The sequence below is a fragment of the Desulfoluna sp. CYM3A genome (assembly GCF_056829965.1).
Genome location: NZ_CP186556.1, coordinates 1,980,777 through 2,001,937, shown reverse-complemented (window position 1 = coordinate 2,001,937; position 21,161 = coordinate 1,980,777). Strand labels below are relative to the sequence as shown.

Sequence of the window (21,161 nt, the reverse complement as noted above, 5' to 3'; positions counted from 1 at the left end):
ATGGGTTAAATGAACCCAACCCTGTGTTATCGGAGCCTTGCCCATAGACAAATCCGGCCCGTGAAATATCCGGGTTCGTCAGGGCCGCAGGTGTTTACTCAAAAAAGACCTGCGCATCCCCCATGGTCACGAGCTGCCCTGCGCTGGTGTGCTCTTCCGTAAGGTTAAAGGCCTCCCGGGGCTCGGCGTGGAGGGCAAGGAGCTTATGGTTTGCCTCCTGGGCATCATTCAGGTTGTCCCCGCCGACAATTTTCATGTAATTGGGCGTCACACTTCCCCCGGACGGCCAGGACACGTTTTCAGGCAGGGTAATGGTCACCACCAGATTGCCTTCGAAGTTGGCCGGGAGCGTGGATTCGGTGTAGAGAAACTCCATCTCATCGCCGGAGAGCACCTTGGTGGCGTTGATCTGCGGATACGGGCCCGTGGCCCCGCAAGCCAGGTTGACAACCGTCCCCTTGGGCATTTTCGCGCACTTGGCCATCACCGCGTACTTCTCCTCAAACCCATCGAGATTGGCAAACGTGAGCAGGTAGGTCGTCGTCGGGATGGTCTGGGGTTTCTGGATAAACACGTTTCGCCAGGCAATGGCCGGATTGTTTCTGACCCAGTTAACAAACCCGCCGGACGAATGAAAATCGTCGGGAATGGGGTTGGGGTGTTTTTCCGTCACGATCTGGGACACAAGGCAGTAGTGCCAGCCCCGGGGCTGCGGGGGAGCATTCCATAAAAACGTGTTGTCCCCGAGCACCCGCTCGTTGTGGATCCGTGCTGAAAATTTTGGCTGTGAGCCTCCCGAAGACGGCAGGCTGTTGTAACGCCAGTCCTGGGGACGCAGTAAAATGGAGCTCGGCGCATTATAGAGGTAGACCTCCCCTTCGGCCACGTTGGGAGCCTTGTTCGTGCCACGGACGTAGATGTAGTTGTAACTGCCCTGAACGATCTCCCCCCCTCTGTCGCGATCCCAGTCGTTTTGCACAAGGTCTAGGGGCTCGGCCAGGGGTTGTGTGCCCACGGGCACGATATCGGGCGACATGCATAAGCATCGATCGGAAGATGGGATGAACCCCTGGTCGTCCATGGTATCTCTCATGAATAAATCGTTGTAACCACCCATGTACTTCTCCTTACATCTTGGAATATTGCAACATCACGACAAAAAACGACTTGTCCTCTTATTTCTCATTTTATCATTGCGCATACCCGTTTATCCCGGATATTTCGACGAGTCGAGTTCACCCATATTCAAGGCATCAGAGCTGCAGATGTAGTGGTTTACCTCAAAGCTCTGATAACGCAGAAGATGGGTGCACCCGGCTCGCCCGAAGGGTGAGAAAATCAAACAGCAAACGTCGATTTACATTTTGCATTTTCAAAGTAGCTGACATTTTTATTGTAGCCATCCGAAATCATGGTATTTTCTTTTTTACCGATTGTTTTCTCATGAAATATCCGGGTTATCTCCAGCGCGGTGTACCCATGATTGATTTCCCCATCCCAATAATGATCGCATGAACGACAAGGCTTCAGACCGCCTATACCCTTGGAAGTATGGTTCGATTTGCTCTGTATTTTAAAGAAGGTAGATTTTTGTTTTCTCACCTTTTCGGACATGATGGTTGCACAATCATCGCGGCAGTGTATTTCGTCCCCGCAACAAAGGCATCCTACACGGATTCATTGAAGGAAAGTTTTTCTTACATCGTCAGAAGAATAATTACAAGAAGGCAAGCACAAAATATCTAACTTAACAAATCCAACCCGAGACTCTTTAGCCTTCTCTGCATGGAGGGTTAGGGTTAAATCTTATCTAATTCCAACCCATACGACGCGCTTCAGAGAGAGCCCATCCCTAAGCCAATAACAAACCACCCTCCTCACCAATCAAACCGACAAAAAAGGTAGTCAAGCTACGTTACGCGTATTCCTTTAAAGCCAGCACCTGTACCTTGGTACATTTTTTTATCCATAAAAATGAAATACAACGGGTATACCTGTGAAAGGCTTATGCCCACGCAGGCTGGACAAGCAAGCAACGCTTCAGCGTATTTATATTTGTGTTATCGGAGGACAATATGGCTCAAGTCGGTATCATCGCATCCCTTTCCGGATCTGCTACAGCAAAGACACCCCAGGGAGACACTCGTATCCTGGCCGCCGGGGACATCCTGCATGAAAATGAGGTCATTGAGACCTCCGAAGGTGCCGTGCTGTCCATTCGCCAGAACGACGGAACCTTTCTGGAGCTTTCTGAAAAACTCAACCCGGACTTGGATGAGACCGTCACAGAGGCCGTTGACCCCCTGGATGCCGTCATCAGCGAAGCCGAGGCCATGCAACAGGCCCTTGTAAGCGGCGACGAGATCGATGACATCGAGCAGGATACCGCCGCAGGCGAAGAACTTCCCGACACCCATGATTTTGAACTGGCATCCCTCGATGGCGACCAGTCCAGTGGAGAGATCGGGAGTTATCTCATCGACTCCGGCACCGACACAAACGCTGCAGCAACCACCTACGACCCGTTCAATGTCGACGATGAGAACCTGCCTCCCCTCGTTGCCCCGACATTGAGCCTGTCCGCCGACATCACAGCCGACGACATCATCAATGCCTCCGAGGCAGCCTCCACCCTGACCATCACAGGCACCGTGGTCGGTAATTTCCCCGCCGACGCCACCGTGACCCTCACCGTCAACGGAACCGACTACCAGGGAACGGTCAATACCGACGGCACCTTTGCCGTGGATGTGGCAGGCTCCGACCTCGTCCAGGACCCGGACCACACCATCGACGCAAAAATCACGGTAACGGATTCGGCGGGGAATACGGCGACTGCGACGGCGAGTGAGGGGTATGGGGTTGATATTGTAGCCGACGCTTCCGAAGTTAGCATCGCAGATTCCGGTAACGACGGCGTGATAAGCTCCACGATGACCTGGGCCACACCCAGCTGTCCGGTTCCATCGAAGCCGGCGGTCGTATCACCGGGCTCACCATCTCCGACGGGTCCACCACCATCACCTTAAATGAGGGCGACTACACCCTCCTGGCCGATGGGACCTGGACCGCCAACGTGGATGTTTCTTCGTTCAACGACGGCACCCTGACCGTGACCCTCGATGCCGAAGACGCAAGCGGCAACACCGCTGAACAAGCCAGAGGCACGATTATTAAAGATACCGTCACCGAGGTTGCCGTTGACACCATTGCCGACACAAGCGACAACACGCCTCAGATCACCGGCACAGGCGAGCCCGGATCCACCATCACCATCATGGACGGCGACACCCAGGTTGGCACCGCCACCGTGGGGTCCGACGGCAAGTGGACCGCGGAGCTCGATACCCTGACCGACGGCTCCCACACCTTGACGGTCACCGCCGAGGACGCCCTGGGCAACACCAACACCACCAGCTCCGGGGCCTTTACCGTCGATACCGTCACCGAAGTGGCCGTTGATACCATTGCCGACACCAGCGACAACACGCCCCAGATCACCGGCACCGGCGAGCCCGATCTCACCATCACCATCATGGACGGCGACACCCAGGTTGGCACCGCCACCGTGGGGTCCGACGGCAAGTGGACCGCAGAGCTGAGCACCCTTACCGATGGCTCCCACACCCTCACGGTCACCGCCGAGGACGCCCTGGGCAACACCAAGACCACCAGCTCCGGGGCCTTTACCGTCGACACCGTCACCGAGGTGGCCGTCGATACCATTGCCGACACCAACGACAACACGCCCCAGATCACCGGCACCGGCGAGCCCGGTATCCACCATCACCATCATGGACGGCGACACCCAGGTTGGCACCGCCACCGTGGGGTCCGACGGCAAGTGGACCGCAGAGCTGAACACACTCACCGATGGCTCCCACACCCTCACGGTCACCGCCGAGGACGCCCTGGGCAACACCAAGACCACCAGCTCCGGGGCCTTTACCGTCGACACCGTCACCGAAGTGGCCGTTGATACCATTGCCGACACCAGCGACAACACGCCCCAGATCACCGGCACAGGCGAGCCCGGGGATCACCATCACCATCATGGACGGCGACACCCAGGTTGGCACCGCCACCGTGGGGTCCGACGGCAAGTGGACCGCAGACCTTGATACCTTGACCGACGGCTCCCACACCTTGACGGTCACCGCCGAGGACGCCCTGGGCAACACCAAGACCACCAGCTCCGGGGCCTTTACCGTCGATACCGTCACCGAGGTGGCCGTTGATACCATTGCCGACACCAGCGACAACACGCCCCAGGTCACCGGCACCGGCGAGCCCGGCGCCACCATCACCATCATGGACGGCGACACCCAGGTCGGCACCGCCACCGTGGGGTCCGACGGCAAGTGGACCGCAGAGCTGAACACACTCACCGATGGCTCCCACACCCTCACGGTCACCGCCGAGGACGCCCTGGGCAACACCAAGACCACCAGCTCCGGGGCCTTTACCGTCGACACCGCCACCGAAGTGGCCGTTGATACCATTGCCGACACCAGCGACAACACGCCCCAGATCACCGGCACAGGCGAGCCCGGATCCACCATCACCATCATGGACGGCGACACCCAGGTCGGCACCGCCACCGTGGGGTCCGACGGCAAGTGGACCGCAGACCTTGGTACCTTGACCGATGGCTCCCACACCCTGACGATCACCGCCGAGGACGCCCTGGGCAACACCAAGACCACCAGCTCCGGGGCCTTTCCAACCTCCACCACCCAAGCTGGCCGTTGATACCATTGCCGACACCAGCGACAACACGCCCCAGATCACCGGCACAGGCGAGCCCGGATCCACCATCACCATCATGGACGGCGACACCCAGGTCGGCACCGCCACCGTGGGGTCCGACGGCAAGTGGACCGCAGACCTTGGTACCTTGACCGATGGCTCCCACACCCTGACGATCACCGCCGAGGACGCCCTGGGCAACACCAAGACCACCAGCTCCGGGGCCTTTACCGTCGACACCGTCACCGAAGTGGCCGTTGATACCATTACCGACACCAGCGACAACACGCCCCAGGTCACCGGCACAGGCGAGCCCGGCGCCACCATCACCATCATGGACGGCGACACCCAGGTTGGCACCGCCACCGTGGGGGTCCGACGGCAAGTGGACCGCAGAGACCGATACCCTCACCGATGGCTCCCACACCCTCACGGTCACCGCCGAGGACGCCCTGGGCAACACCAAGACCACCAGCTCCGACGTCTTTACCGTCGACACCGTCACCGAGGTGGCTGTCGATACCATTGCCGACACCAGCGACAACACGCCCCAGATCACCGGCACCGGCGAGCCCGGATCCACCATCACCATCATGGACGGCGACACCCAGGTTGGCACCGCCACCGTGGGGTCCGACGGCAAGTGGACCGCAGACCTTGATACCCTCACCGACGGCTCCCACACCCTCACGGTCACCGCCGAGGACGCCCTGGGCAACACCAAGACCACCAGCTCCGGGGCCTTTACCGTCGACACCGTCACCGAAGTGGCCGTTGATACCATTGCCGACACCAGCGACAACACGCCCCAGGTCACCGGCACAGGCGAGCCCGGCGCCACCATCACCATCATGGACGGCGACACCCAGGTCGGCACCGCCACCGTGGGGTCCGACGGCAAGTGGACCGCAGAGCTCAATACCCTCACCGACGGCTCCCACACCCTCACGGTCACCGCCGAGGACGCCCTGGGCAACACCAAGACCACCAGCTCCGGTGGCTTTACCGTCGACACCGCCACCGAAGTGGCCGTTGATACCATTGCCGACACCAGCGACAACACGCCCCAGATCACCGGCACCGGAGAGCCCGGCGCCACCATCACCATCATGGACGGCGACACCCAGGTCGGCACCGCCACCGTGGGGTCCGACGGCAAGTGGACCGCAGAGCTGAACACACTCACCGATGGCTCCCACACCCTCACGGTCACCGCCGAGGACGCCCTGGGCAACACCAGGTCCACCAGCTCGGGCCTTTACCGTCGATACCGTCACCGAGGTGGCCGTTGATACCATTGCCGACACCAGCGACAACACGCCCCAGGTCACCGGCACAGGCGAGCCCGGCGCCACCATCACCATCATGGACGGCGACACCCAGGTTGGCACCGCCACCGTGGGCTCCGACGGCAAGTGGACCGCAGAGCTGAATACCCTCACCGACGGCTCCCACACCCTCGACGGTCACCGCCGAGGACGCCCTGGGCAACACCAAGACCACCAGCTCCGGGGCCTTTACCGTCGACACCGTCACCGAAGTGGCCGTTGATACCATTGCCGACACCAGCGACAACACGCCCCAGGTCACCGGCACAGGCGAGCCCGGCGCCACCATCACCATCATGGACGGCGACACCCAGGTCGGCACCGCCACCGTGGGGTCCGACGGCAAGTGGACCGCAGAGCTCAATACCCTCACCGACGGCTCCCACACCCTCACGGTCACCGCCGAGGACGCCCTGGGCAACACCAAGACCACCAGCTCCGGTGACTTTACCGTCGACACCGCCACCGAAGTGGCCGTTGATACCATTGCCGACACCAGCGACAACACGCCCCAGATCACCGGCACCGGCGAGCCCGGCGCCACCATCACCATCATGGACGGCGACACCCAGGTTGGCACCGCCACCGTGGGGTCCGACGGCAAGTGGACCGCAGACCTTGATACCCTCACCGACGGCTCCCACACCTTGACGGTCACCGCCGAGGACGCCCTGGGCAACACCAAGACCACCAGCTCCGGGGCCTTTACCGTCGATACCGTCACCGAGGTGGCCGTTGATACCATTGCCGACACCAGCGACAACACGCCCCAGGTCACCCGGCACAGGCGAGCCCGGCGCCACCATCACCATCATGGACGGCGACACCCAGGTTGGCACCGCCACCGTGGGCTCCGACGGCAAATGGACCGCAGAGCTGAATACCCTCACCGACGGCTCCCACACCCTCACGGTCACCGCCGAGGACGCCCTGGGCAACACCAAGACCACCAGCTCCGACGTCTTTACCGTCGACACCGTCACCGAGGTGGCTGTCGATGCAATATCCGACACCAGCGACAACACGCCCCAGGTCACCGGCACCGGCGAGCCCGGATCCACCATCACCATCATGGACGGCGACACCCAGGTTGGCACCGCCACCGTGGGGTCCGACGGCAAGTGGGCCGCAGAGCTGAATACCCTCACCGATGGCTCCCACACCCTGACGGTCACCGCCGAGGACGCCCTGGGCAACACCAAGACCACCAGCTCCGGTGTCTTTACCGTCGACACCGCCACCGAAGTGGCCGTCGATACCATTGCCGACACCAGCGACAACACGCCCCAGATCACCGGCACCGGCGAGCCCGGGTCCACCATCACCATCATGGACGGCGACACCCAGGTTGGCACCGCCACCGTGGGCTCCGACGGCAAGTGGACCGCAGAGCTCAATACCCTCACCGATGGCTCCCACACCCTGACGGTCACCGCCGAGGACGCCCTGGGCAACACCAAGGCCACCAGCTCCGGGGCCTTTACCGTCGACACCGTCACCGAGGTGGCTGTCGATGCAATATCCGACACCAACGACAACACGCCCCAGATCACCGGCACCGGCGAGCCCGGCGCCACCATCACCATCATGGACGGCGACACCCAGGTTGGCACCGCCACCGTGGGGTCCGACGGCAAGTGGGCCGCAGAGCTGAATACCCTCACCGATGGCTCCCACACCCTGACGGTCACCGCCGAGGACGCCCTGGGCAACACCAAGGCCACCAGCTCCGGGGCCTTTACCGTCGACACCGTCACCGAGGTGGCTGTCGATGCAATATCCGACACCAACGACAACACGCCCAGATCACCGGCACAGGCGAGCCCGGCGCCACCATCACCATCATGGACGGCGACACCCAGGTTGGCACCGCCACCGTGGGCTCCGACGGCAAGTGGACCGCGGACCTTGATACCTTGACCGACGGCTCCCACACCTTGACGGTCACCGCCGAGGACGCCCTGGGCAACACCAAAACCACCAGCTCCGGGGCCTTTACCGTCGACACCGTCACCGAGGTGGCTGTCGATGCAATATCCGACACCAACGACAACACGCCCCAGATCACCGGCACAGGCGAGCCCGGCGCCACCATCACCATCATGGACGGCGACACCCAGGTTGGCACCGCCACCGTGGGGTCCGACGGCAAGTGGACCGCAGAGCTGAATACCCTCACCGACGGCTCCCACACCTTGACGGTCACCGCCGAGGACGCCCTGGGCAACACCAAAACCACCAGCTCCGGGGCCTTTACCGTCGACACCGTCACCGAAGTGGCCGTTGATACCATTACCGACACCAGCGACAACACGCCCCAGATCACCGGCACAGGCGAGCCCGGGTCCACCATCACCATCATGGACGGCGACACCCAGGTTGGCACCGCCACCGTGGGCTCCGACGGCAAGTGGACCGCAGACCTTGGTACCTTGACCGATGGCTCCCACACCCTGACGATCACCGCCGAGGACGCCCTGGGCAACACCAAGACCACCAGCTCCGGGGCCTTTACCGTCGACACCGTCACCGAGGTGGCTGTCGATGCAATATCCGACACCAGCGACAACACGCCCCAGGTCACCGGCGAGCCCCGCACCATCACCATCATGGACGGCGACACCCAGGTTGGCACCGCCACCGTGGGCTCCGACGGCAAGTGGACCGCGGAGCTGAATACCCTCACCGACGGCTCCCACACCTTGACGGTCACCGCCGAGGACGCCCTGGGCAACCCAAGGCCACCAGCTCCGGGGCCTTTACCGTCGACACCGTCACCGAGGTGGCTGTCGATGCAATATCCGACACCAACGACAACACGCCCCAGATCACCGGCACCGGCGAGCCCGGCGCCACCATCACCATCATGGACGGCGACACCCAGGTTGGCACCGCCACCGTGGGGTCCGACGGCAAGTGGGCCGCAGAGCTGAATACCCTCACCGATGGCTCCCACACCCTGACGGTCACCGCCGAGGACGCCCTGGGCAACACCAAGACCACCAGCTCCGGTGTCTTTACCGTCGACACCGCCACCGAAGTGGCCGTCGATACCATTGCCGACACCAGCGACAACACGCCCCAGATCACCGGCACCGGCGAGCCCGGTCACCATCACCATCATGGACGGCGACACCCAGGTTGGCACCGCCACCGTGGGCTCCGACGGCAAGTGGACCGCAGAGCTGAATACCCTCACCGATGGCTCCCACACCCTGACGGTCACCGCCGAGGACGCCCTGGGCAACACCAAGGCCACCAGCTCCGGGGCCTTTACCGTCGACACCGTCACCGAGGTGGCTGTCGATGCAATATCCGACACCAACGACAACACGCCCCAGATCACCGGCACAGGCGAGCCCGGCGCCACCATCACCATCATGGACGGCGACACCCAGGTTGGCACCGCCACCGTGGGCTCCGACGGCAAGTGGACCGCGGACCTTGATACCTTGACCGACGGCTCCCACACCTTGACGATCACCGCCGAGGACGCCCTGGGCAACACCAAAACCACCAGCTCCGGGGCCTTTACCGTCGACACCGTCACCGAAGTGGCCGTTGATACCATTACCGACACCAGCGACAACACGCCCCAGATCACCGGCACAGGCGAGCCCGGGTCCACCATCACCATCATGGACGGCGACACCCAGGTTGGCACCGCCACCGTGGGGTCCGACGGCAAGTGGACCGCAGAGCTGAATACCCTCACCGATGGCTCCCACACCTTGACGGTCACCGCCGAGGACGCCCTGGGCAACACCAAGACCACCAGCTCCGACGTCTTTACCGTCGACACCGTCACCGAAGTGGCTGTCGATGCAATATCCGACACCAACGACAACACGCCCCAGATCACCGGCACCGGCGAGCCCGGCGCCACCATCACCATCATGGACGGCGACACCCAGGTTGGCACCGCCACCGTGGGCTCCGACGGCAAGTGGACCGCGGACCTTGATACCTTGACCGACGGCTCCCACACCTTGACGGTCACCGCCGAGGACGCCCTGGGCAACACCAAAACCACCAGCTCCGGGGCCTTTACCGTCGACACCGTCACCGAAGTGGCCGTTGATACCATTGCCGACACCAGCGACAACACGCCCCAGGTCACCGGCACAGGCGAGCCCGGATCCACCATCACCATCATGGACGGCGACACCCAGGTCGGCACCGCCACCGTGGGGTCCGACGGCAAGTGGACCGCAGACCTTGAGTACCTGACCGATGGCTCCCACACCCTGACGATCACCGCCGAGGACGCCCTGGGCAACACCAAGACCACCAGCTCCGGGGCCTTTACCGTCGACACCGTCACCGAGGTGGCTGTCGATGCAATATCCGACACCAGCGACAACACGCCCCAGGTCACCGGCACCGGCGAGCCCGGATCCACCATCACCATCATGGACGGCGACACCCAGGTTGGCACCGCCACCGTGGGCTCCGACGGCAAGTGGACCGCAGAGCTGAGCACCCTCACCGATGGCTCCCACACCCTCACGGTCACCGCCGAGGACGCCCTGGGCAACACCAAGACCTCCAGCTCCGGGGCCTTTACCGTCGACACCGCCACCGAAGTGGCCGTCGATACCATTGCCGACACCAGCGACAACACGCCCCAGATCACCGGCACAGGCGAGCCCGGCGCCACCATCACCATCATGGACGGCGACACCCAGGTTGGCACCGCCACCGTGGGCTCCGACGGCAAGTGGACCGCGGACCTTGATACCTTGTACCGACGGCTCCCCCACACCCTGACGATCACCGCCGAGGACGCCCTGGGCAACACCAAGACCACCAGCTCCGGCGCCTTTACCGTCGACACCGCCACCGAGGTGGCTGTCGATGCAATATCCGACACCAGCGACAACACGCCCCAGGTCACCGGCACAGGCGAGCCCGGATCCACCATCACCATCATGGACGGCGACACCCAGGTCGGCACCGCCACCGTGGGCTCCGACGGCAAGTGGACCGCAGAGCTGAATACCCTCACCGACGGCTCCCACACCTTGACGGTCACCGCCGAGGACGCCCTGGGCAACACCAAGACCACCAGCTCCGGGGCCTTTACCGTCGACACCGTCACCGAGGTGGCCGTTGATACCATTGCCGACACCAACGACAACACGCCCCAGATCACCGGCACAGGCGAGCCCGGCGCCACCATCACCATCATGGACGGCGACACCCAGGTTGGCACCGCCACCGTGGGCTCCGACGGCAAGTGGACCGCGGACCTTGATACCTTGACCGACGGCTCCCACACCTTGACGGTCACCGCCGAGGACGCCCTGGGCAACACCAAAACCACCAGCTCCGGGGCCTTTACCGTCGACACCGTCACCGAAGTGGCTGTCGATACCATTGCCGACACCAGCGACAACACGCCCCAGATCACCGGCACTGGCGAGCCCGGATCCACCATCACCATCATGGACGGCGACACCCAGGTCGGCACCACCCTGGGGTCCGACGGCAAGTGGACCGAGAATCTCGCGACCTTGACCGATGGCTCCCACACCCTGACGATCACCGCCGAGGACGCCCTGGGCAACACCAAGACCACCAGCTCCGGCCTTTACCGTCGACACCGTCACCGAGGTGGCTGTCGATGCAATATCCGACACCAGCGACAACACGCCCCAGGTCACCGGCACAGGCGAGCCCGGATCCACCATCACCATCATGGACGGCGACACCCAGGTTGGCACCGCCACCGTGGGCTCCGACGGCAAGGACCGCGGACCTTGATACCTTGGCCGACGGCTCCCACACCCTCACGGTCACCGCCGAGGACGCCCTGGGCAACACCAAGACCACCAGCTCCGGGGCCTTTACCGTCGACACCGTCACCGAGGTGGCCGTTGATACTATTGCTGACACCAGCGACAACACGCCCCAGATCACCGGCACCGGCGAGCCCGGATCCACCATCACCATCATGGACGGCGACACCCAGGTCGGCACCGCCACCGTGGGGTCCGACGGCAAGTGGACCGCAGACCTTGATACCCTCACCGATGGCTCCCACACCCTCACGGTCACCGCCGAGGACGCCCTGGGTAACACCAAGACCACCAGCTCCGGGGCCTTTACCGTCGATACCGTCACCGAGGTGGCCGTCGATACCATTGCTGACACCAGCGACAACACGCCCCAGATCACCGGCACCGGCGAGCCCGGATCCACCATCACCATCATGGACGGCGACACCCAGGTCGGCACCGCCACCGTGGGGTCCGACGGCAAATGGACCGCAGAGCTGAGCACCCTCACCGACGGCTCCCACACCCTGACGGTCACCGCCGAGGACGCCCTGGGCAACACCAAGACCACCAGCTCCGGCGTCTTTACCGTCGACACCGCCACCGAAGTGGCCGTTGATACCATTGCCGACACCAGCGACAACACGCCCCAGGTCACCGGCACAGGCGAGCCCGGCGCCACCATCACCATCATGGACGGCGACACCCAGGTTGGCACCGCCACCGGGGTCTGACGGCAAGTGGACCGCAGAGCTGAGCACCCTCACCGATGGCTCCCACACCCTCACGGTCACCGCCGAGGACGCCCTGGGCAACACCAAGACCACCAGCTCCGGGGCCTTTACCGTCGACACCGTCACCGAGGTGGCCGTTGATACCATTGCTGACACCAGCGACAACACGCCCCAGATCACCGGCACAGGCGAGCCCGGCGCCACCATCACCATCATGGACGGCGACACCCAGGTTGGCACCGCCACCGTGGGGTCCGACGGCAAGTGGACCGCAGACCTTGATACCTTGGCCGACGGCTCCCACACCCTGACGGTCACCGCCGAGGATGCCCTGGAACACCAAGACCACCAGCTCCGGGGCCTTTACCGTCGACACCGCCACCGAAGTGGCTGTCGATACCATTGCCGACACCAGCGACAACACGCCCCAGATCACCGGCACCGGCGAGCCCGGCGCCACCATCACCATCATGGACGGCGACACCCAGGTCGGCACCGCCACCGTGGGGTCCGACGGCAAGTGGACCGCAGAGCTGAATACCCTCACCGATGGCTCCCACACCCTCACGATCACCGCCGAGGACGCCCTGGGCAACACCAAGACCACCAGCTCCGGGGCCTTTACCGTCGATACCGTCACCGAAGTGGCTGTCGATACCATTGCCGACACCAGCGACAACACGCCCCAGATCACCGGCACAGGCGAGCCCGGCGCCACCATCACCATCATGGACGGCGACACCCAGGTCGGCACCGCCACCGTGGGGTCCGACGGCAAGTGGACCGCAGAGCTGAATACCCTCACCGATGGCTCCCACACCCTGACGATCACCGCCGAGGACGCCCTGGGCAACACCAAGACCACCAGCTCCGGCGCCTTTACCGTCGATACCGTCACCGAAGTGGCTGTCGATACCATTGCCGACACCAGCGACAACACGCCCCAGATCACCGGCACAGGCGAGCCCGGCGCCACCATCACCATCATGGACGGCGACACCCAGGTTCAGCACCGCCACCGTGGGTTCCGACGGCAAGTGGACCGCAGACCTTGATACCTTGACCGACGGCTCCCACACCCTGACGGTCACCGCCGAGGACGCCCTGGGCAACACCAAGACCACCAGCTCCGGGGCCTTTACCGTCGATACCGTCACCGAAGTGGCCGTTGATACCATTGCCGACACCAGCGACAACACGCCCCAGGTCACCGGCACAGGCGAGCCCGGCGCCACCATCACCATCATGGACGGCGACACCCAGGTTGGCACCGCCACCGTGGGCTCCGACGGCAAATGGACCGCGGACCTTGATACCTTGGCCGACGGCTCCCACACCCTCACGGTCACCGCCGAGGACGCCCTGGGCAACACCAAGACCACCAGCTCCGGGGCCTTTACCGTCGATACCGTCACCGAAGTGGCCGTCGATACCATTGCCGACACCAGCGACAACACGCCCCAGATCACCGGCACCGGCGAGACCGGATCCACCATCACCATCATGGACGGCGACACCCAGGTTGGCACCGCCACCGTGGGGTCCGACGGCAAGTGGACCGCAGACCTTGATACCTTGGCCGATGCGGCTCCCACACCCTGACGATCACCGCCGAGGACGCCCTGGGCAACACCAAGACCACCAGCTCCGGGGCCTTTACCGTCGATACCGTCACCGAAGTGGCCGTTGATACCATTGCCGACACCAGCGACAACACGCCCCAGATCACCGGCACCGGCGAGACCGGATCCACCATCACCATCATGGACGGCGACACCCAGGTTGGCACCGCCACCGTGGGGTCCGACGGCAAGTGGACCGCAGACCTTGATACCTTGGCCGACGGCTCCCACACCCTGACGGTCACCGCCGAGGATGCCCTGGAACACCAAGACCACCAGCTCCGGGGCCTTTACCGTCGACACCGCCACCGAAGTGGCTGTCGATACCATTGCCGACACCAGCGAACACGCCCCAGATCACCGGCACAGGCGAGCCCGGTCACCATCACCATCATGGACGGCGACACCCAGGTTGGCACCGCCACCGTGGGCTCCGACGGCAAGTGGACCGCAGACCTTGGTACCTTGACCGATGGCTCCCACACCCTGACGATCACCGCCGAGGACGCCCTGGGCAACACCAAGACCACCAGCTCCGGGGCCTTTACCGTCGACACCGTCACCGAGGTGGCTGTCGATGCAATATCCGACACCAGCGACAACACGCCCCAGGTCACCGGCACAGGCGAGCCCGGATCCACCATCACCATCATGGACGGCGACACCCAGGTTGGCACCGCCACCGTGGGCTCCGACGGCAAGTGGACCGCGGAGCTGAATACCCTCACCGACGGCTCCCACCTTGACGGTCACCGCCGAGGACGCCCTGGGCAACACCAAGGCCACCAGCTCCGGGGCCTTTACCGTCGACACCGTCACCGAGGTGGCTGTCGATGCAATATCCGACACCAACGACAACACGCCCCAGATCACCGGCACAGGCGAGCCCGGCGCCACCATCACCATCATGGACGGCGACACCCAGGTTGGCACCGCCACCGTGGGGTCCGACGGCAAGTGGGCCGAACAGCCTGAATACCCTCACCGATGGCTCCCACACCCTGACGGTCACCGCCGAGGACGCCCTGGGCAACACCAAGACCACCAGCTCCGGTGTCTTTACCGTCGACACCGCCACCGAAGTGGCCGTCGATACCATTGCCGACACCAGCGACAACACGCCCCAGATCACCGGCACCGGCGAGCCCGGGTCCACCATCACCATCATGGACGGCGACACCCAGGTTGGCACCGCCACCGTGGGCTCCGACGGCAAGTGGACCGCAGAGCTGAATACCCTCACCGATGGCTCCCACACCCTGACGGTCACCGCCGAGGACGCCCTGGGCAACACCAAGGCCACCAGCTCCGGGGCCTTTACCGTCGACACCGTCACCGAGGTGGCTGTCGATGCAATATCCGACACCAACGACAACACGCCCCAGATCACCGGCACAGGCGAGCCCGGCGCCACCATCACCATCATGGACGGCGACACCCAGGTTGGCACCGCCACCGTGGGCTCCGACGGCAAGTGGACCGCGGACCTTGATACCTTGACCGAGGCTCCCACACCTTGACGATCACCGCCGAGGACGCCCTGGGCAACACCAAAACCACCAGCTCCGGGGCCTTTACCGTCGACACCGTCACCGAGGTGGCTGTCGACACCGTGGCCGATACTAACGACAACACGCCCCAGATCACCGGCACCGGAGAGCCCGGCGCCACGATTACGATCTTCGATGAAAATGGCAATAACGTCGGCACCACAATAGTCAACGATCAGGGATCCTGGAGTGCAGAACTTTCAGGCTCCCTGGCTCACGGTGACCACACACTCACTATCACGGCTGAGGACGCCCACGGCAACACTAACCAAGCCGAATCCAATGAGTTCTCGGTGGACCTTGAAGCATCGGCCACAATCGCTGTCAACCCCATCACCAACGACGATGTCATCAACGCTTTGGAAATGGAAAGCACCATCGAAGTTACCGGCACCGTCGGTGGAGACGCCGCCGAAGGCGATGTGGTCACCTTTACCGTTAACGGCAACGACTACCGGGGCACGGTGAATGCTGACGGCACCTTCACCGTAAACGTGGCAGGTACTGACCTGGCCGCGGATACTGAGTTCACCGTAACGGTCACCGGTACCGATAACGCAGGTAATCCCTTTACCGCCTCTACTGAATCCACCCACACCGTGGACATAACGGCAAGCGCACCGCGCCGCGGTGGACAGAACCCGATGTCACAGGCAATGAGGACACAGATATTCCTCTGGACATCTCTGCCGCCCTCACCGACACCGACGGCAGCGAGACCTTGTCGGACATCACCATCGGCGGCGTGCCTGAAGGGGCAACTCTCAGCGCAGGCACCAACAACGGCGACGGCACATGGACCCTGACTCAGGACCAGCTTGACGGCCTCACCATCAAGCCGCCGGCCGACAGCGATGTGGATATTGACCTGACGGTTACAGCTACAGCCACGGAAATCGGAGGCGATACAGAAACTGTCACGAAATCTCTCCATGTTACAGTAACGCCTGTTGCGGATGCGCCTGTGATCGATTTTCAGGTGAGCAGCGACAATGTGGTGAGTGACGGACTGGTGGGACATTGGGTCTTTGAAGAAAATGGTACCCCCGGAGGAACAACCCACGACCTTGTGAATGACCAGGAAGGCACCTTGATCGGTGGTGCGCATTCTGCAGGATCGGACCACAACAACGGTGCCCTGGTCTTGGACGGTGACGGGGACTACGTGGATGTCTCCGGGGATTACACCGAGCCGCTTTCCGGCACGGCGACTCTTTCTGTCTGGGTCAAGCTCCCGGACGGGTATACGGGAGGAGACGGGACCAACACCATTGGGTGGAACTCTCCGAGCATCATCGGCTCCGAGAAACACGGGGGGACAGACGACATCCAATGGGGGTGGATCGACGATGACGGGCAGATCAACATGGGGGTTGGGGACAGCACCGGAGCCGGATCCACCACGGCCGTAAACGACGGGCAGTGGCACCATGTGGTCATGACCCGGGATCATGAAACCGGTGAGACCAAGATGTACGTCGACGGTATCCTTGAGGACACCAGAGTAACAGAGCCCGGCATCAGGGATGGCATGGATCTCAGCGGATTCGGTGCGACCTTCGGATCCGACGGCAACCACACCTACCTGGAAGGCCAGCTCGATGACATCCGTGTGTACGACAGGGTATTGACGGATAAGGAGATCTCCCAGATCCACACCTATGAGTCCAATCAATCTCAGTATGACCTGATCGGCATGGAAGGAGACCCGGTTTCCATTACCCTTGGTGCCCAGCCGACAGACACGGACGGATCTGAGTCCATCACCTCCATCGTGCTCTCGGGTATCCCCACAGGTGCGGTTCTCACCGACGGGACCAACACCTTTACCGCTACGGATGCCCTCCACGAAATGGACGTCACCGACTGGGACCTGTCGAACCTGACCATCACCGCCTATGCCAACTCAGGAGGTTTCGGTGAATCCTATACGCTGACGGCCACGGCAACGTCCACCGAAGCTGACGGGGGAGCCTCGGCATCAACCTCCTCATCCCTGAAAATTTACGTCATGGACTCTGCACCCGTTGCAGTGGATGACACGGACAGTGTCGGCTTCAGGGGCACAGCCACCGGTAATGTCATCCTGGGTGAAGGGGGCGAAGACATGGGGGCCGACGATGTCGATGCCGATGACGTGACTCTCACGTCCATCACCTACAGAGGGGAGACCTATACCTTTGCCGAAGACGGTACCCTGATGCAGGGATCCCACGAGGTTCCGGACAACACCATCTCCGGCCGACACGGAGACCTGCAAATCCATCAGGACGGAAGCTACACCTACACGTCCTCAGAACACTGGCATCCCCACTGGTGGAACCTCGAAGACAGCTTTGACTACACCATCACTGACTCGGACGGCGACAGCTCCACGGCTTCCGTCACCATCCGCCATGATAACCTGTCTACGGTCGCCGACAGCGCCGTTGCCCACGAGGCAGGCCTGCCCGAAGGAACCGAGGCAGCCACCGATTCAGAGACCGTTACCGGCAACCTGTTGGACAACGACATGGGTGTGGACGGCGATGCCTTCATCTCAAGCATCACCAGCGGAGCCCACAGCGACACAGAGGCATCCGGCGGCCAGCTGAGTATTCAGACGGACTACGGCACCATCACGGTATACACCGAATCCGACGGCCTTCACCGAGCCGGTGATTACGAGTACACCCTGGAGCATCCGTCCCAGGGTGACGATGTGGTGGACACCATAAGCTACACGATCTCGGATTCCGACGGAGAACGACTGACCGGATCCCTTACGGTAAACATCCAGGATGACGCCCCGACAGGTGAGACTGTAACGGCAGATATCCATGAAGACGCGGCGGACGTAAAAACCACCAACCTTATTATAGTGCTGGACCGATCCGGCAGTATGGCTTTCGATATGGATGGAAATGAATCTTGGGAGCATGACTTTGATCCGAACAACGTCCGAATGGATGTTGCCAAGGAAGCTCTGTCCGCCATGTTCGATTCCTACGACAACCTCGGCAACGTCAACATTCAGTTTGTCCGATTCGAGAACTCTGCCGTGAAATCAGAGTGGTTCATGGACGATAAAACCGGGGCCAACACATATCTGAACAATATCCACGCCTGGGGCGGAACCGACTATGACGGTGCGCTGGACACGGTCAGGGAGGATTTCGATCCTCCTAAGGCAGACAGCACACTGCTCTACTTCATCTCTGACGGAGAACCCAACCAAGGCGATGAGTGCAACCAAACCGAATGGGAAACCTTTCTCAAGGGCGAAGGAAGCAGCATCGACACAGTCTTTGGAATCGGCATCACCGAGTCTTCAGACCTCGAAGAACTGAAACCCATCGCCTGGCCCAACCCTGCAAACTCGAACGACCCCGACCCACACGTTGTTCAGGTCCACAACGCCTTTGACCTGAAGCAGACCCTGCTTGAAACGGTATCAGAAGGGATCGTCAAGGGCGATGCCACCCTCCTGGCCACCGAAGGAGACGACGGAATCCACCTGGGCGCGGACGGCGGTCACATCCAGTCCATCCTGGTGGACGGTGAGCTCCACACCTACGATCCGAACGGGTCTGCCACGGAAAGCATCTCCACGGCCCGTGGGGGCACCCTCGACATCAACTATGAAACAGGGGAATATTTCTACACCATCAACCCCAAAGACACCATCTCCGGAGAGCAGGAGTCCTTTGTCCTCACAGCCGTTGACGGCGACGGCGACACCACGTCTGTGGACCTCATCATCAATCTGGACTACGTGGCCGCCATTGATGCCAACCACGACACCATCATCACCAACGCGGCCCTGGGGGATGACCTGGCCATCGACTTTTCCGCCCTTCTGGCAAACGACTCCGGGGCAAACAGCATCGATGACGGAAGCATCCATGCCCAAGGCAGTACCCAGCTGACCCAGTCATCCGATCAGGTGACCCTGCACGATCTTTCCGACGGTGATGCCTTCACCTACGACATCTCTTCGGGGGACGTCTCGGACACGGCCAAGGCCGAGGTTGTGGTAGAGGATAGTGCAAATCTTTACGGCACCATCGGCGACGATATCCTTGTGAACACAAGGTCCAATTCCGGTACGTTTTCTATCCAGGCTGATGTCGAAAGGGGCTGGACCGGTGATTCATCAAATCAAATGGGCATCCAGTTTACGAGCAATACGTCCCTGTCCATCCTGGCTGTGACCATCGACCTGAGTGCCGGAGGCGATTTGAATGCGGTGTTTGATCCATCCGACTACTATGATTTCGATAGTTACGGTCCGTTTATTGGAGATGAGACCAGGGGGATCTCCTCCAGCGATGTGAACTTTTCGCTATCCGATGATCACTCAACAATGACCATCACCTTCGAACCGGGAAGCTTTACCTCACAGGACCAATTCCGGTTTGGTATCGACACAGATTTTCTAAGTAGTAACCAATTTGATAAAGGCAATGCTTTCGGCAAGCAGGATGTCGGCATCACGGTCTCTTTGAGTGACGGCAGCGAGGTGTCCGGTACCTATAACCATCATGGCAACACGAGCAGCGTCACCCTGGAAGGCACCACCGACAACGCCCCTGTCCATCTCTACGGCAACGAAGGAGATGATGTGCTGATCGGGAACGACGCCAATGAGATCTTCGACGGCGGCCAGGGCCACGACACCATCCACGCAGGCGGAGGGGACGATACCATTGTCTTTGATGCCCAGGACGCCCATGTGGACGGTGGGGAAGGCACCGATACCCTGAGGATCTCCCAGCAGGTCCTGGACTTCAGCGCCCTGGACAAGGACGCTGTCACCAACATCGAAGCCCTGGATCTTACCTCGGACAGTGCTCAGACCGTCTCCCTGACCTTGGAGGATGTGCTGGACATGACCGGACCGGAGAACGTGCTCCACGTCTCGGGTGGCGACGGTGACCAGATCACCGTGGACCTCTCCAACTCCGGCGACGGGTGGACCCACGACGGCAACGGGCTCTTCTCCAACACCGACGGCACCCAGGTGCAGATCGTCTCCGTGGACGATGCGGACAAGCACATCCCCATCTTCACCGACGACGGCACGGCCATCCAATAAAGCCGTACCTGTCCAACGTGTCTCCGGTGGGTCGTTTTTCAAAAGCGGCCCACCGGAGTCAAAACCTCCCGTCGAACGGGAGGCTTGAATGTTAAGCCTGTCTCTGCGCCTAAAGGCCCCATACCCCACTACCGGTTAGGTTTCTTTTTGACCTTGGTCATCGTTTCGACCATCGGCGTATTTTCATCACCATTTAGTCCCCCAATCCCCTGGGCGCTGCATCCGGCGCCAGGCTGCACCCAAAAAGCCGCACAGGAGCGCGCTCCATTTCAGTGCATCTCGCTTAGCCCGGATATTTCACGCGCCGAGGGGTGAGAAAAT

At 62.0% G+C, this 21,161-nt stretch carries 13 protein-coding genes and 10 pseudogenes; 21 read left to right on the top strand and 2 right to left on the bottom strand.

Features of this window, described 5'->3' with window-relative positions:
* Positions 1-94: 94 nt before the first annotated feature.
* Together ACOYW1_RS10350 and ACOYW1_RS10345 are read right to left on the bottom strand one after the other, a co-directional pair.
* Positions 95-1,036 carry a hypothetical protein gene (locus tag ACOYW1_RS10350; protein WP_482422731.1) on the bottom strand — a complete coding sequence of 314 codons (942 nt, stop codon included), beginning with the start codon at positions 1,034-1,036 and terminating at the stop codon, positions 95-97.
* Between the two features lie 302 nt (positions 1,037-1,338).
* Positions 1,339-1,614, bottom strand: a complete 276-nt coding sequence (locus ACOYW1_RS10345; RefSeq protein WP_482422730.1) for a hypothetical protein — start codon at positions 1,612-1,614, stop codon at positions 1,339-1,341.
* A gap of 461 nt (positions 1,615-2,075) precedes the next feature.
* Here ACOYW1_RS10345 and ACOYW1_RS10340 point away from each other — a divergent pair, with 461 nt between their 5' ends.
* The 21 genes and pseudogenes from ACOYW1_RS10340 to ACOYW1_RS10240 all read left to right on the top strand — a co-directional run bounded on the left by ACOYW1_RS10340 (position 2,076) and on the right by ACOYW1_RS10240 (position 20,840).
* Complete coding sequence (locus ACOYW1_RS10340) at positions 2,076-3,029, top strand: retention module-containing protein (RefSeq protein ID WP_482422729.1); 954 nt, start codon at positions 2,076-2,078, stop codon at positions 3,027-3,029.
* Positions 2,939-3,688 (top strand): annotated as a pseudogene (locus ACOYW1_RS10335) (Ig-like domain-containing protein); the annotation flags it as partial. The gene ACOYW1_RS10340 and the pseudogene ACOYW1_RS10335, both read left to right, overlap by 91 nt.
* A pseudogene (locus ACOYW1_RS10330) lies at positions 3,615-3,899 on the top strand (Ig-like domain-containing protein); the annotation flags it as partial. The pseudogenes ACOYW1_RS10335 and ACOYW1_RS10330, both read left to right, overlap by 74 nt.
* A gap of 76 nt (positions 3,900-3,975) precedes the next feature.
* Positions 3,976-4,752 carry an Ig-like domain-containing protein gene (locus tag ACOYW1_RS10325; RefSeq protein ID WP_482422728.1) on the top strand — a complete coding sequence of 259 codons (777 nt, stop codon included), beginning with the start codon at positions 3,976-3,978 and terminating at the stop codon, positions 4,750-4,752.
* Positions 4,742-4,978, top strand: a pseudogene (locus tag ACOYW1_RS10320) (Ig-like domain-containing protein); the annotation flags it as partial. The gene ACOYW1_RS10325 and the pseudogene ACOYW1_RS10320, both read left to right, overlap by 11 nt.
* Before the next feature lie 124 nt (positions 4,979-5,102).
* On the top strand, positions 5,103-6,041 hold the full coding sequence (locus tag ACOYW1_RS10315; RefSeq protein WP_482422727.1) for an Ig-like domain-containing protein: 939 nt from the start codon (positions 5,103-5,105) through the stop codon (positions 6,039-6,041).
* A complete protein-coding gene (locus ACOYW1_RS10310) occupies positions 6,031-6,300 on the top strand; it encodes an Ig-like domain-containing protein (RefSeq protein WP_482422726.1) in 270 nt (89 codons plus the stop codon). Before ACOYW1_RS10315 ends, ACOYW1_RS10310 begins: the two co-directional genes overlap by 11 nt.
* Positions 6,290-6,784 (top strand): annotated as a pseudogene (locus ACOYW1_RS10305) (Ig-like domain-containing protein); the annotation flags it as partial. The gene ACOYW1_RS10310 and the pseudogene ACOYW1_RS10305, both read left to right, overlap by 11 nt.
* A 28-nt stretch (positions 6,785-6,812) precedes the next feature.
* Positions 6,813-7,997 carry an Ig-like domain-containing protein gene (locus ACOYW1_RS10300; protein WP_482422725.1) on the top strand — a complete coding sequence of 395 codons (1,185 nt, stop codon included), beginning with the start codon at positions 6,813-6,815 and terminating at the stop codon, positions 7,995-7,997.
* Positions 7,883-8,806 (top strand): annotated as a pseudogene (locus ACOYW1_RS10295) (Ig-like domain-containing protein); the annotation flags it as partial. The gene ACOYW1_RS10300 and the pseudogene ACOYW1_RS10295, both read left to right, overlap by 115 nt.
* Before the next feature lie 137 nt (positions 8,807-8,943).
* Positions 8,944-9,048 (top strand): annotated as a pseudogene (locus ACOYW1_RS10290) (hypothetical protein); the annotation flags it as partial.
* Between the two features lie 40 nt (positions 9,049-9,088).
* A pseudogene (locus ACOYW1_RS10285) lies at positions 9,089-11,650 on the top strand (Ig-like domain-containing protein); the annotation flags it as partial.
* Positions 11,651-11,703: 53 nt separating this feature from the next.
* On the top strand, positions 11,704-12,591 hold the full coding sequence (locus tag ACOYW1_RS10280) for an Ig-like domain-containing protein (protein WP_482422724.1): 888 nt from the start codon (positions 11,704-11,706) through the stop codon (positions 12,589-12,591).
* Positions 12,473-12,865: pseudogene (locus tag ACOYW1_RS10275) on the top strand (Ig-like domain-containing protein); the annotation flags it as partial. The gene ACOYW1_RS10280 and the pseudogene ACOYW1_RS10275, both read left to right, overlap by 119 nt.
* Before the next feature lie 52 nt (positions 12,866-12,917).
* Entirely contained in the window at positions 12,918-13,646 is a 729-nt protein-coding gene (locus ACOYW1_RS10270; protein ID WP_482422723.1) for an Ig-like domain-containing protein, read from the top strand.
* Positions 13,612-14,193 carry an Ig-like domain-containing protein gene (locus tag ACOYW1_RS10265; protein ID WP_482422722.1) on the top strand — a complete coding sequence of 194 codons (582 nt, stop codon included), beginning with the start codon at positions 13,612-13,614 and terminating at the stop codon, positions 14,191-14,193. Before ACOYW1_RS10270 ends, ACOYW1_RS10265 begins: the two co-directional genes overlap by 35 nt.
* 77 nt (positions 14,194-14,270) lie before the next feature.
* Positions 14,271-14,948: pseudogene (locus ACOYW1_RS10260) on the top strand (Ig-like domain-containing protein); the annotation flags it as partial.
* Positions 14,949-15,036: 88 nt separating this feature from the next.
* A pseudogene (locus tag ACOYW1_RS10255) lies at positions 15,037-15,123 on the top strand (hypothetical protein); the annotation flags it as partial.
* A gap of 16 nt (positions 15,124-15,139) precedes the next feature.
* Positions 15,140-15,733 carry an Ig-like domain-containing protein gene (locus ACOYW1_RS10250; protein WP_482422721.1) on the top strand — a complete coding sequence of 198 codons (594 nt, stop codon included), beginning with the start codon at positions 15,140-15,142 and terminating at the stop codon, positions 15,731-15,733.
* A complete protein-coding gene (locus ACOYW1_RS10245; protein ID WP_482422720.1) occupies positions 15,730-16,569 on the top strand; it encodes an Ig-like domain-containing protein in 840 nt (279 codons plus the stop codon). Before ACOYW1_RS10250 ends, ACOYW1_RS10245 begins: the two co-directional genes overlap by 4 nt.
* Positions 16,485-20,840 (top strand): LamG-like jellyroll fold domain-containing protein, encoded by a 4,356-nt coding sequence (locus tag ACOYW1_RS10240; protein WP_482422719.1) that lies wholly within the window; start codon positions 16,485-16,487, stop codon positions 20,838-20,840. The genes ACOYW1_RS10245 and ACOYW1_RS10240 overlap by 85 nt, the downstream gene beginning before the upstream one ends.
* Positions 20,841-21,161: the final 321 nt, after the last annotated feature.

Coding starts and splice junctions, on each gene's coding strand:
- ACOYW1_RS10350 (WP_482422731.1), bottom strand. CDS start 1,036: ATGTCGCCCGATATCGTGCCCGTGGGCACACAACCCCTGGCCGAGCCC.
- ACOYW1_RS10345 (WP_482422730.1), bottom strand. CDS start 1,614: ATGTCCGAAAAGGTGAGAAAACAAAAATCTACCTTCTTTAAAATACAG.
- ACOYW1_RS10340 (WP_482422729.1), top strand. CDS start 2,076: ATGGCTCAAGTCGGTATCATCGCATCCCTTTCCGGATCTGCTACAGCA.
- ACOYW1_RS10280 (WP_482422724.1), top strand. CDS start 11,704: ATGCAATATCCGACACCAGCGACAACACGCCCCAGGTCACCGGCACAG.
- ACOYW1_RS10270 (WP_482422723.1), top strand. CDS start 12,918: ATGCCCTGGAACACCAAGACCACCAGCTCCGGGGCCTTTACCGTCGAC.